General features: G+C 74.1%; 11 protein-coding genes and 2 pseudogenes. 2 read left to right on the top strand and 11 right to left on the bottom strand.

The features are described from left to right. Together BU198_RS01330 and BU198_RS01335 are read right to left on the bottom strand one after the other, a co-directional pair. Positions 1–180 (bottom strand): annotated as a pseudogene (locus BU198_RS01330) (hypothetical protein); the annotation flags it as partial. Positions 181–329: 149 nt separating this feature from the next. Beyond that, on the bottom strand, positions 330–1,148 hold the full coding sequence (locus BU198_RS01335) for a methyltransferase domain-containing protein (protein WP_188294941.1): 819 nt from the start codon (positions 1,146–1,148) through the stop codon (positions 330–332). A 164-nt stretch (positions 1,149–1,312) separates the two neighbouring features. Between BU198_RS01335 and BU198_RS41715 the strand changes: the two are divergent. Further along, positions 1,313–2,454 (top strand): annotated as a pseudogene (locus BU198_RS41715) (dihydrofolate reductase family protein). 75 nt (positions 2,455–2,529) lie between these two features. Beyond that, positions 2,530–3,192, top strand: coding sequence for an HAD-IA family hydrolase (locus tag BU198_RS01350; protein ID WP_188294944.1), 663 nt, complete (start codon positions 2,530–2,532; stop codon positions 3,190–3,192). Between the two features lie 84 nt (positions 3,193–3,276). Here the strand turns inward: BU198_RS01350 and BU198_RS01355 are convergent, their stop codons facing one another. The 9 genes from BU198_RS01355 to BU198_RS01395 form a co-directional block, all read right to left on the bottom strand. After that, a complete protein-coding gene (locus tag BU198_RS01355) occupies positions 3,277–4,581 on the bottom strand; it encodes a sulfate adenylyltransferase subunit 1 (protein WP_188294945.1) in 1,305 nt (434 codons plus the stop codon). A 2-nt stretch (positions 4,582–4,583) separates the two neighbouring features. Then, entirely contained in the window at positions 4,584–5,525 is a 942-nt protein-coding gene (cysD, locus tag BU198_RS01360) for a sulfate adenylyltransferase subunit CysD (RefSeq protein ID WP_317619910.1), read from the bottom strand. A 17-nt stretch (positions 5,526–5,542) separates the two neighbouring features. Continuing rightward, positions 5,543–6,106 (bottom strand): adenylyl-sulfate kinase, encoded by a 564-nt coding sequence (gene cysC / locus BU198_RS01365; protein ID WP_188294946.1) that lies wholly within the window; start codon positions 6,104–6,106, stop codon positions 5,543–5,545. Further along, positions 6,103–6,975, bottom strand: a complete 873-nt coding sequence (locus BU198_RS01370; RefSeq protein ID WP_188294947.1) for a [LysW]-aminoadipate kinase — start codon at positions 6,973–6,975, stop codon at positions 6,103–6,105. The genes cysC and BU198_RS01370 overlap by 4 nt, the downstream gene beginning before the upstream one ends. A gap of 21 nt (positions 6,976–6,996) precedes the next feature. After that, positions 6,997–8,028 carry an N-acetyl-gamma-glutamyl-phosphate reductase gene (gene argC, locus BU198_RS01375; RefSeq protein WP_188294948.1) on the bottom strand — a complete coding sequence of 344 codons (1,032 nt, stop codon included), beginning with the start codon at positions 8,026–8,028 and terminating at the stop codon, positions 6,997–6,999. Positions 8,029–8,240: 212 nt separating this feature from the next. Beyond that, positions 8,241–9,263, bottom strand: a complete 1,023-nt coding sequence (locus BU198_RS01380) for a C45 family peptidase (protein ID WP_317619905.1) — start codon at positions 9,261–9,263, stop codon at positions 8,241–8,243. Further along, positions 9,260–9,877, bottom strand: coding sequence for a GNAT family N-acetyltransferase (locus BU198_RS01385; protein ID WP_223243762.1), 618 nt, complete (start codon positions 9,875–9,877; stop codon positions 9,260–9,262). Before BU198_RS01385 ends, BU198_RS01380 begins: the two co-directional genes overlap by 4 nt. A gap of 5 nt (positions 9,878–9,882) precedes the next feature. Further along, the gene (locus tag BU198_RS01390; protein WP_188294951.1) at positions 9,883–10,146 is read right to left on the bottom strand and encodes an acyl carrier protein; all 264 of its coding nucleotides are present in this window, start codon (positions 10,144–10,146) and stop codon (positions 9,883–9,885) included. Beyond that, the gene (locus BU198_RS01395) at positions 10,136–11,662 is read right to left on the bottom strand and encodes an AMP-binding protein (protein WP_188294952.1); all 1,527 of its coding nucleotides are present in this window, start codon (positions 11,660–11,662) and stop codon (positions 10,136–10,138) included. Before BU198_RS01395 ends, BU198_RS01390 begins: the two co-directional genes overlap by 11 nt. Positions 11,663–11,673: the final 11 nt, after the last annotated feature.

The raw sequence follows: 11,673 nt of genomic DNA on the forward strand, positions 1-11,673 counted from the left end.
GTCCGGGGCGGCGGTGTGCTTGCGGAAGTCCACCCGCGGGTCCTGGCCGGCCGCCGTCTCGGCAGCCGCCGTCTCGACAGCCTCCGCCGCAGCCGCCGCCGGGTCCGCGTGCGTACCGGCCCCCGCGACCGCGGGCGACTCCGGCCCCGGGACGGGCGGCTCGGACTCAGGCTTGGACACGTGGACTCCCCCAACCCGCCGCGGCGGGCACTCGGCTCGGCACTCGGCACCATGGCTCGGACCCGAACGGGCCCGATCTGAACGGTCGCGCGACTTTACCCGATCTTTCCGAACGCCTGCCCGTCCTCCCCGGCCCGCCGTCCGCCCGCTCAGCCGCGGGCCAGGACCTCCCCGTGCAGCATCGAGAACCAGCCGTCCCCGGCGTCGCTCCACTCCCGCCAGCCGGCCGCGATCCGGTCCAGCTCGTCCGGCTCCGCGAAGCCCCGCTCGACCGCCGTCCGGCCCAGCGCGGTGCCGGTGACCCGGTCCGCCCACATCCCGCCCCACCAGGCGCGCTGCCCGGGCGTCGCGTACGTCCAGGTGGTGGCGCTCGCGGTGACCTCGGTGAAGCCGGCCGCCCTGGCCCAGGACAGCAGCCGCCGGCCGGCGTCCGGCTCGCCGCCGTTGGCGCGGGCGGTCCGCCGGTACAGCTCCAGCCACCGGTCCAGCGCGGGCACCTCGGGGAACCAGGTCATCGAGGCGTAGTCGACGTCCCGGGCCGCGACCACCCCGCCCGGCGCCGTCACCCGCCGCAGCTCGCGCAGCGCGGCCACCGGGTCGGCCACGTGCTGCAGCACCTGGTGGGCGTGCACGACGTCGAACTCGCCGTCCCGGTACGGCAGCCGGTGCACGTCGGCGCGCTCGAAGACGACGTTGGACAGGCCCCGCCCGGCGACGTACCCGGCGGCCTGCTCCAGCACCTCGGCGGAGGTGTCCACCGCCACCACCCGCCCCTGGGGGCCGACCAGCCCGGCCAGGTCCGCGGTGATCGTGCCCGGCCCGCAGCCGACGTCCAGCAGGGACTGCCCGGGCCGCAGTCCGGGCAGCAGGTAGCCAGCCGAGTCGGCGGCGGTGCGGGAGCGGTGCGAGCGCAGCACGGCCTCCTGGTGGCCGTGGGTGTAGACGGCGGCGGGCTGCGGTCCGGTCATGAGGTCCCCCTGGGCGTGGTCGGCTCCGATGTTCCGCGACGCCCCCGACGCTACTCGCCGTCCCGCATTCCGAGAAGATCTGTCTCAGATGTCGAACGGGGGGCGCCGGGGCGGGACCGGCCGGCCGTACCGTGGAGGCGCCCCCGACAGAACGGTCCCCGCCCATGCCCGGCCAGCGCCCCTTCGTCCTGCTGAGCGCCGCCGTCTCGCTCGACGGCCACCTCGACGACGCCTCCCCCGACCGGCTGCTGCTCTCCGGCGCCGCCGACTTCGACCGGGTGGACGAGGAGCGCGCGGCCGCCGACGCGATCCTGGTCGGCGGCAACACCCTGCGCGCCGACAACCCCCGGCTGCTGGTCGACGACCCCGGGCGGCGGGCCGCCCGGCTGGCGGCCGGCCGGCCCGAGCACCCGCTGAAGGTGACGCTCAGCGCGAGCGGCGCGCTCGACGGCGGGCTGCGGTTCTGGCACACCGGCGGCGCCAAGCTCGCCTACACCACGGACGCCGGGGCCGCGGCGCTGCGCCCCCGGCTGGACGGACTGGCCGAGGTGGTCGCGCTCGGCGGCGCGGTGGACCTCGGCGCGGTGCTGGACGACCTGGGCGCGCGCGGGGTGCGCCGGCTGATGGTCGAGGGCGGCGGGGGCGTGCACACCCAGTTCCTGGCCCAGGGCCTGGCGGACGAGCTCCAGCTCGCCGTCGCCCCGCTGCTGGTCGGCCAGGCCGAGGCCCCCCGGTTCGTCCGCCCGGCCGCGTTCCCCGGCGGACCGGCCCGGCGGATGCGGCTGCTGGGGGCACGTACGGTGGGCGACGTCGTCCTGCTCAGGTACGCCCCGAAGGAGCCCGCGCCGTGACCGAGCCCGCGTCCACCGACCTCGCCCACCTGCGCCGGGCCGTCGAACTCTCCCGCCGCTGCCCGCCGTCCGGGACGGCGTTCTCGGTCGGCGCGGTGGTCGTCGGCGCCGACGGCACGGTGCTGGCGGAGGGGTACAGCCGGGAGACGGACCCGCACGACCACGCCGAGGAGGCGGCCCTGGCCAAGCTGCCCGCGGGCGACCCGCGGCTGCGCGGGGCGACCGTCTACAGCTCGCTGGAGCCCTGCGGGCAGCGCGCCTCGCGGCCGGTGCCGTGCGCCCGGCTGCTCGTCGCGGCGGGCGTGCCGCGGGTGGTGGTGGCCTGGCGGGAGCCGGACCTGTTCGTCACCGACTGCCAGGGCACCGCGCTGCTGGAGGCCGCCGGGGTCGAGGTGGTGGAGCTGCCGGAGCTGGCCGGGGAGGCCCGGGCGGTCAACATCCACCTGCTCGGCTGAACTTTTGTATCATCGGGAAACAAAGAGCTTTCGTTTCCGGCTCTCCCGCAGCCATTCTCCCCGAGGAGCCGTCCCATGTCCGCTGCCCCCGTCCGGCTGACCGCCCGCGCCGTCCTCCTGGACATGGACGGAACCCTGGTCGACTCCGATGCCGTGGTCGAGCGCTGCTGGAGCCGCTGGGCCGAGCGGCACGGCCTGGACCCCGCCGAGGTGCTCGCCGTCGCCCACGGCCGCCAGGGCCACGCGACCATGGCCGTCCTGCTGCCCGAGCGCCCGGTCGAGGCCAACCTGGCCGACAACGAGCTGATGCTCGCCGAGGAGCGCGCCGACACCGAGGGCGTCGTCCCGGTGCCCGGTGCGCCCGCCTTCCTCGCCTCGCTGGCCGGCCTCCCGCACGCCCTGGTCACCTCCGCCGACCAGCCGCTCGCCCGGGTCAGGATGGCCGCCGCCGGCCTGCCGCTGCCGCCCGTCCTGGTCACCGCCGAGTCCGTCGGCGCCAGCAAGCCCGACCCCGAGGGCTTCCTCAAGGGCGCCGCCGCCCTCGGCTTCGCCCCCGCCGACTGCGTCGCCTTCGAGGACTCAGGCGCCGGCATCGCCGCCGCCAGGGCGGCCGGCGTCCGGGTCGTCGGCGTCGGCCCGCGCGCCCTCCCCCACCGGCCGGACGCCCAGGCCGGCACCCTCGCCGCCGTCACCGTCACCGCCGGGCCCGACGGCATGCTGACCGTCACCGTCGGCTGAGTCCGCCGCCGGCCCGGGACACCCGGCCGCCCGGGCCCCGTACGGACACGGGACCCGGGCGGCAAACGGCGAAGCGGACCGGGGCTACCGCTCCGCCGCCTCGATCATCCCGGCGGCGAGCGTCGCCCCGTCCTGCGGGTCGATGAGCAGGAACGAGCCGGTCCGCCGGTTCTCCCGGTAGTCGTCGACCGCGAGCGGCTCGGCGGTGCGGATCCGCACGCCGCCGATGTCGTTGACGGAGAGTCCGTCCTCGCAGGGCAGCCGCCGGGCGTCGGTGACGTCGATGCGGTGGTCGATCCGCTCCACCACCGCGGGGACCGTCCTGGTGGTGTGCTTGAGCAGGACGCGCTGCCGCTCGCGCAGCGGGCGCTCGTGCAGGTGGCACAGGTTCGCGGTGATGTTCCGCAGGACCCGGGGGGCCGGGCCCGCGGCCAGCATGTCGCCCCGGGAGATGTCGACGTCGTCGGCGAGCCGGACGGCCACCGACTGCGGCGCCCACACCCGGTCGGCCTCCTTGCCGAGCACGGTGAGGCCGGCCACCGTACTGGTCTCCCCGGACGGCTGGACGGCCACCGGGTCGCCCACCCTGAGCTGCCCGGAGGCGAGCTGACCGGCCAGCCAGCGCTCCACCCGGTCGCCCGAGGGGTGCCGGACCACGTACTGCACCGGCAGCCGCAGCGGCCGGCCGGCCGGCTCCGCTCCGAGCGGCACGCCCTCCAGGTGGGACAGCAGGGTCTCGCCGCCGTACCAGTCCATCCTGGCCGACGGTTCGACCACGTTGTCGCCGGTCAGCGCGGACATCGGGATGGCGGTGACGTCGGTGATGCCCAACTCGCGGGCCCGGCGGCCGAACTCGTCCACGATCCCGGTGAAGACGGACTCCCGGAAGTCGACCGCGTCCATCTTGTTGACCGCCAGCACGATGTGCGGCACCCGCAGCAGGGCCGCGATCGCGCCGTGCCTCATGGTCTGGGCGACCACGCCGTTGCGCGCGTCGACCAGGATCACCGCCAGGTCGGCGGTGGAGGCGCCGGTCACCATGTTGCGCGTGTACTGCACGTGCCCCGGGGTGTCCGCGAGGATGAACCGCCGCGCCGGCGTCGCGAAGTAGCGGTAGGCCACGTCGATGGTGATGCCCTGTTCCCGCTCCGCCCGCAGGCCGTCGGTGAGCAGGGCCAGGTCGGGGCTGTCCTGCCCGCGCCTGCGGGACACCTCCTCGATGGCCAGCGCCTGGTCGGCCAGGACCGACTTGGTGTCGTAGAGCAGCCGTCCCACCAGGGTCGACTTGCCGTCGTCGACCGACCCGCAGGTGGCCAGCCTCAGCAGGCCGCCCGAGGGCCGGCCGGTGGAGCGCGTCTGATCTGCCGCTTCCGCGACGCCCGTTGACATGTCTAGAAGTACCCTTCTCGCTTGCGGTCCTCCATGGCTGCCTCGGACAACCGGTCGTCGGCCCTGCTCGCACCGCGCTCGGTCACCCGGCTCGCGGAGATCTCCGCGATCACCTCACCCACCGTCGAGGCGGACGAGTCGACCGCGCCGGTGCAGGACATGTCGCCGACCGTGCGGTACCTGACCTGACGGTCGACCACGGACTCGCCGTCCCTGGGACCGCCCCAGTCGCCGGGCGCCAGCCACATGCCGTCGCGCCGGAACACCTTGCGCCAGTGCGCGAAGTAGATCTCCGGCAGCTCGATGCCCTCGTGCTCGATGTACTGCCAGACGTCCAGTTCGGTCCAGTTGGACAGCGGGAAGACGCGGAAGTGCTCACCGGCCTGGTGCTGGCCGTTGTAGAGCTGCCACAGCTCGGGCCGCTGCCTGCGCGGCTCCCAGGCGCCGAACTCGTCCCGCAGGCTGAACACCCGCTCCTTGGCGCGTGCCTTCTCCTCGTCGCGCCGGCCGCCGCCGAAGACCGCGCCGTAGCGGCCGTCCCGGATGGCGTCCAGCAGCGGAACGGTCTGGAGCGGATTGCGGGTGCCGTCCGGCCGCTCGCGCAGCGTCCCGGCGTCGATGTAGTCCTGCACGGACGCCACGTCGAGCCGCAGGCCGTGCTTCCCGACGACCCGGTCGCGGTAGGCGAGCACCTCGGGGAAGTTGTGGCCGGTGTCCACGTGCAGCAGGGAGAACGGCAGCGGGGCCGGGGCGAACGCCTTGAGCGCCACGTGCAGCATGACGATCGAGTCCTTGCCGCCGGAGAACAGCAGCGTCGACCGGTCGAACTCCCCCGCCACCTCGCGGAAGATGTGCGCCGCCTCGGCCTCCAGCGCCTCCAGGTGCGTCAGCGGGGGCGCCGGGTCCGGCAGCGGGCCGGGGTCCCCGGGGCGGTCGGCGGCCACCGGCCGCGCGGGGGCCGTCACGACAGGCCCCGGGCGGTGAGCAGCGCACGCACCTGCCGGACCGACTCGTCGACGGTCTGGTCCTGGGTGTGGACGCGCAGATCGGGGTCGACCGGCACCTCGTAGGGGTCGTCCGCGCCGGTGAGACCGCTGAGTTCGCCCGCCGCCTGCCTGGCGTAGAGGCTCTTGACGTCCCGGTCGGCGCAGACCTCCAGCGGGGTCGCCACGTGCACCTCGGCGTAGCGCGCGCCGCGCGCCGCGTGCAGCTCGCGGACCGCCGCGCGGGACTGCGCGTACGGGGCGATGACCGGCACCAGCACGGTGACGCCGTGCTCGGCGAGCAGGGCCGCCACGTAGCCGATCCGCCGCACGTTGACGTCCCGGTCCTCCTTCGAGAACCCCAGCTCGGCGGAGAGGGCGGCGCGGACCTCGTCGCCGTCGAGCACCTGGACCCGGTGCCCCTCGGCGCGCAGTCGCCCGGCGAGGCCCGTCGCGATGGTGGTCTTGCCCGCGCTGGGCAGCCCGGTCAGCCAGACCGTGCCGCCCTGCCACTCGGCGGGCGTGCCGTTCGGTTCGCTCATGTGCGGATCTCCCTTTCACGAGAGCTGTGGGTCGGCGTCCCCGCGTGGGAGATGTGCACCGTGGTGCCGGCCCCCGCGAGTGCCCGGCTGACGGGTTCGGGGGTGCGTCCGTCCGCGATGCGCACGGTGGCGACGCCGCCGGCGAGCGCTTCGCGCGCGGCGATGAGCTTGAGCGCCATGCCGCCGGTGGCGGACGGGTCGGGCGGGCCCGCCGGGGATATCCCGAGGGTGCTCCGCAGGCTGGCCGGGTCGCCGGGGTCGGCGAGGACCCCGGGGGCGCCGGTGAGCAGCAGGAGCCGGTCCGCGCCGAGTGCGGCGGCCAGGGCCGCCGCGGCGCGGTCGGCGTCGACGTTGACGGGCCGGTCGTTCTCGTCGATGGCGGGCGGTGAGACCACCGGGACGAAGCCGGCCCGCAGGAGGGTCTCGGGGAGCGTGGTGTCGACCGTGTCGATCCGGCCGCTGTGGTTGTCGCGGATCAGCACGGTGCGGCCGTCGACGACGGCGCGGACGGCGGACTTCCGGCGGGCGCGGAGCATCCCGCCGTCCATGCCGGTGAGGCCGACCGCGGGCACCTTGTGGCGGGAGAGCTCCGCCACGAGTCCCGGCTTGACCGAGCCCGCCAGGGCGAGGACGACCACTTCGAGGGTGTCCGGGTCGGTGTAGCGCGCGGACACGTTGTCCGGCGCGACGAGGGTGCGTTGGGCGACGCCGAGTCGGCCGGCGAGGCGGCCGATCTCGCCCGAGCCGCCGTGGACGAGGAGGATCGAGTGGCCCTCGTGGACGAGGCCGGCGATGTCGGCGCAGATGCCCGCGGCGTCCACGGCCGGGTTGCCGCCGCATTTGACGACGGTCAGCGGTTTGGTGGTCACGGTCGCTCCGGTTGGCCGGGGTTACAGGGGGTGGAGGCCGGGGAAGGTCAGGCCGAGGTTCTCGGGTAGTCCCATGCGGATGTTGAAACACTGAAGGGCGTTGCCGGAGCCGCCCTTGACCAGGTTGTCCAGCGCGGCGATGGTGGTCAGCCGGCCGGTGTCCTCGTCGAGGGCGTAGCCCACGTCGCAGAAGTTGGACCCCAGCAGGATCTTCGGGTCCGGGTAGCGGAAGATGCCGCGCTGGTGCGCGACGATGCGGACGAAGGGCTCCTCGGCGTACTGCTCGCGGTAGGCCCGGCGCACGGTCTTCAGGTCCACGCCGGGGCGCAGGGTGGCGTGGCAGATGGTCTGGACGCCGCGGACCGCCTCGACGCCGGTGGCGGTCATCGCGGCCGACAGGCCGAGGTGCCGGGAGATCTCGGCTTCGTGCCGGTGCCCGGTCGGTGCGAACACCCGCATGGCACCGCTGCGTTCGGCGTGCAGGTTGGCCGGGCCTGCGGTGGCGCCCGAGCCGCTGGACCCGGTGCGGGCGTCGAACTGGGCCCCCCGGTCGAGGTCGATCAGGCCGCGGGCCACCAGGGGGTGCAGGGCGAGCACGCCGGCCGTGGCCATGCAGCCGGGAACGCTGATCAGGTCCGCGGAGCGCAGGCCCTCGCGGTACAGCTCGGGCAGCCCGGGCACGAAGTCGCCCAGCAGGTGCGGGGCCTGGTGCTCCTCGCCGTAGTAGCGCCGGAAGACCTCGGTGTCGTCGAGCCGGAAGTCCCCGGTCAGGTCGACGACGACCTTGGAGCGCCGGGTCCACTGCTCGACCTGGGTCATCGCCACCCGGTGCGGCAGCGCCAGGAACACCGCGTCGCAGTCCGGGACCTCCTCGGCCGCGCAGAACGACAGATCGGTGGAGGACCGCAGGTTCGGGTGCACGCCGTCGATCCGCTTGCCGGGGAAGCGGGACGAGACCGCGCCCACCAGCTCGACCCCGGGGTGTCCCAGCAACAGCCGCAGCAGCTCCCCGCCGATGTAGCCGGCCGCGCCGACCACCGCCACCCGCATCATGACCGCACCCCCCTCGCCGACATGCTCCGACCCACCACCACGACTCCCTCCATCGCGAACCGACCATCCGTCACAGGGAAACTACGTACCCGGCCGTACCTCTCGCGTCCGCGGCAAACGCATTCCGCAGGACGCACCGCACTGACGTCGCCGCCGCGCGGCTACACGCTCCGATTACCCGGTGTCCGGTGCCGTCGCCCGGACGCCGGCCGTCACCGCAGGGAGTGGACCTGCTCCGCCACCGTGGACGGATCGCCCGGCCAGAGCCGGAGCTCCCGCAGGTCCGGGCGCAGGACCACCGCCGCGACGGTCCGCTCGCGCCGGATGTCGCCGTTGTCGCGCACCAGGACCGGTGGCGTCGAGAGGATCCGGTGATGGCCAGCGGTGTCGCCCGCGGCCGGGATGCCGGCCTCCCGGACGGCGTCCAGGCGCCGCCGCGACGAGTTCTTGGCGAAGACGTTGATCTCGTCCCGTCCGGCGAACCGCGCGTCCAGGAAGTGGTTGGTGTGCGCCGGATCGGCGTCTTCGAGGACGCTGCGTTCCCGGCCCAGGGACTCCACGCACACGGCCCGTTCCTCACCGCACACCGTGAACGAGCGCGAACTGGCCAGCGGGAGCCCGCACAGCAGCTCGACCGCGTGGTCGACGCTGTCGGCGCTGTCCAGCACGTGACGGATCGCCAGGTACGGCGGCACTCCGGGCTCCCACTCCCCGCCGAGGACGAGGTTGAGGCCGACGGCGATCCCGGCGTCGTTGACACCGAGGTAGCCCAGGAGCCCGGCGAAGCTGAGCACCAGGGAGCGGTGCCGCGGCCCCGAGACCGCCAGGACGGCGATCTGGTCGTCGAGGTTCCCGTTCAGGTCGACCGTCTGGGCCAGCACCGGCCCGCCGCGGACCGAGGCGTAGGTGGTGCAGTCCCCCGCGGTGACCCGGCTGTAGCCCAGGAGTTCGCGGCGCAGTTGCAGCAGCCAGGCCTCGTCGCGCTCGATGCCCGCGCCGGCGGCGAGGCCGTCGACCTCCTCGGCGAGGTCCGGCAGCGCGGTGGCGACGGCCTCGCGGTGGGCGGCGATGGACGGCCGCAGCGCGTCGAGGTCCATCGGCCGGTCGCTGAGGTGGCCGAGGCGGGCGAGCGAGTCGTCCAGGAAGCCGCGGAGCCGTCCGGCCAGCGCGCGCCCGTGGGCGAACCCACGGGTGTGCGGCGGGCCGGACAGTTCGAGCAGCGGCGCGCCGTTCACGCGCACGGGTTGACGGCCTTGCCGGCCCGGCTGAGCTGCTCCCCGACCGAGGGCCACTCGGCGCGGAGCACCGAGTAGTAGATCGCGTCGCGCCGCCGGCCCTCGGGCATCGGGTTGAAGCTGCGCATGACGCCTTCCTCGTACGCGCCGATGTTGCGCAGTCCGGCGCGGGCCTGCACGTTGAGCACGTCGGTCTTGAACTCGACGCGCTCGGCGCCCAGGACGTCGAACGCGTGCCGCAGCAGCAGGTACTTGACCCACCGGTTGACGCCCTTGCCCTGGAAGTCGACGCCGAGCCAGGACCAGCCGATCTCCAGGCGCCCGTCGGCCTCGGCGAGGTTGCCGTAGCTGGAGCTCCCGGCGACCTGGCCGGTGCACTTGTCGACGACGATGTAGACCGCGCGCTTGCCGGCGGCCTGGTCGGCGAGCATGGCGTCGAAGAACCGCTCGTAGTCGGCGTCGTTCCCGACCCGGGAGACGAAGTACGTCCAGATCCGGTCGTCGAACGCGATCTTGCGCAGCGGCTCCCGGTCGGCCTCCGAGATCGGGTGGAGTTCGACGTGCTCGTTCTCGAGGAGCGCGGAGGCCTGCTGGCTCCAGGTGGTGCGGTTCAAGGAAGTCATCCGTTCTGGGGGGCGTGGCGCCGGAGGGCGTCGACGACGTTACCGAGGGTGCGCATGCCGGCGAGGTCGTCCTCGGTGAAGTTGTCGAGACCGACGTCGGCCGCCCGGCACAGGGAGGTCAGGAACAGGACCTTGTTCAGGGACGTGATCCCGTACGTGTGGACGAGGTCCTCGGCCGGGTCGAGGGCCGCCGGCTCGGGGTGGTCGCGCAGCACCCGGGAGAGCTGTTCGCGGGCCAGGGTGTCGAGGTCAGTGGGCATGGATGCCTGCCTTCGGGTCGTCGATCCGGTCGCGGTGGCGGTCGGCGATGCGCTTGCGGATCGGCTTGAACTGGGAGGTGAGGAGCCCGTTGCCGACGGCGAAGGGCTCGTCGGCGACGATCACCCGGGAGATCCGCTCGTCGGGCTCGGAGGCCGCGTTGACCAGGGCGAGCGCCCGGACGATCGCGTCGGTGTCGACCGGGCCGGGGTGGGGGGAGACGACGGCGACCAGTCCGGCCGGGCTGGGGTGGTACAGCACGCACTCGGCCACCGCCCCGGTGTCCCGGAAGCGCGTCTCGACGGGCCTGACGATGACCTTCTTGCCGTTGTCGAGGACGATGACGTCGTCGGAGCGGCCGAGGATGTACAGGAACCCGTCCTCGTCGAGGCGCCCGAGGTCCCCGGTGCGGACGATGCCGCCGGGCCTGAACATCCGCTCGCTGTCACCGGGAGCGGCGTACGTGTAGGCCGTGTTGACCGGGTGGTCGCTGCGGACGCAGACGACGCCCTCCTCGTCGATGACGATCTCCTTGCCGGGCAGCGCCCGGCCCACGCTGCCCTCCCGGTGGGCACCGGGGTGGTTCTTGGTGGTGATGCAGGTCTCGTTGAGCCCGTAGCCCTCGAAGATGGGGAGCCCGAGCCCGGTGTAGAACCCGAGCGTCGCCTGGTCGGCGGGGGCCGAGCCGGTCCACAGGTAGCGGACGCGGTCGCCGAAGAGCTCGGCGGCGGCCTTGGCGGGCTCGACGCCGTCGGCGATGCTGCTTTCGAGGTGCCGCCTGGCGGTGTCGAAGAAGGCGGGGACCCCCATGACGACCGTGGGGCGCACGGTCGGCATCACGGCGAAGACGGACTGGTAGGTCGTGATGGTGATGTCGTGTCCCCAGTACAGCGCCGAGTAGAGCCAGTAGCGCTGCTGGAGGAGCGAGAGCGGAAGGAACGTCAGGATGTCGTCGCCCGGGCGGTGTTCGAACAGGCTCTGGACGGCGCGCAGCGAGGAGTCGATGCTGCCGGCGGTGGCCTCCAGCCCCTTGGGGGCGCCGGTGGAGCCGGAGGTGAACTTGACGGTGGTGCACTCCGTGGCGGCCCACTGCTCCGGGTCGAGATCCCCGGCGGCACCGGCGGCCTCCTCGGCGTGGCCGGCGACGGTCGCGATCGACACGGCCTCGGCCGGGGAGCCGTCGGACAGCGGGACGTCGGTGTAGAGCAGGTCGAGGCCGTAGCGCTCGACCAGGTCGGCGTCGGGGCGGAACTTGCCCGGCTCGAACCCGGCGGTCTGCGCCTTGAGCATGAGGGCGGCGACGTCGAGCAGCACCCATTCCAGCCGGTTGGCCGAGAGGATGCCGATCCGGTCGCCCGCGCGGACGCCCCGGCGGCGCAGGGCTCCGGCGACGGCCCTGGCCCGGTCGTGGAACTCGGCCAGCGGCATGGTGGTGCGGTGGCCCAGGCCGGTGACGGTGATGGCGCCGTCGTGCGAGGGCCTGGTGGCGATGATGCGGTTGATGATCGATTCGGTCATTGCTGCTACCG

The organism is Streptomyces sp. CBMA156 (assembly GCF_014596515.1).
Lineage (GTDB): Bacteria > Actinomycetota > Actinomycetes > Streptomycetales > Streptomycetaceae > Kitasatospora.

What these genes read in the sequence shown, in the direction of transcription:
- BU198_RS01335 (WP_188294941.1), bottom strand. Translation starts at nt 1,148, where the DNA reads ATGACCGGACCGCAGCCCGCCGCCGTCTACACCCACGGCCACCAGGAG.
- BU198_RS01350 (WP_188294944.1), top strand. Translation starts at nt 2,530, where the DNA reads ATGTCCGCTGCCCCCGTCCGGCTGACCGCCCGCGCCGTCCTCCTGGAC.
- BU198_RS01355 (WP_188294945.1), bottom strand. Translation starts at nt 4,581, where the DNA reads ATGTCAACGGGCGTCGCGGAAGCGGCAGATCAGACGCGCTCCACCGGC.
- cysC (WP_188294946.1), bottom strand. Translation starts at nt 6,106, where the DNA reads ATGAGCGAACCGAACGGCACGCCCGCCGAGTGGCAGGGCGGCACGGTC.
- argC (WP_188294948.1), bottom strand. Translation starts at nt 8,028, where the DNA reads ATGATGCGGGTGGCGGTGGTCGGCGCGGCCGGCTACATCGGCGGGGAG.
- BU198_RS01390 (WP_188294951.1), bottom strand. Translation starts at nt 10,146, where the DNA reads ATGCCCACTGACCTCGACACCCTGGCCCGCGAACAGCTCTCCCGGGTG.
- BU198_RS01395 (WP_188294952.1), bottom strand. Translation starts at nt 11,662, where the DNA reads ATGACCGAATCGATCATCAACCGCATCATCGCCACCAGGCCCTCGCAC.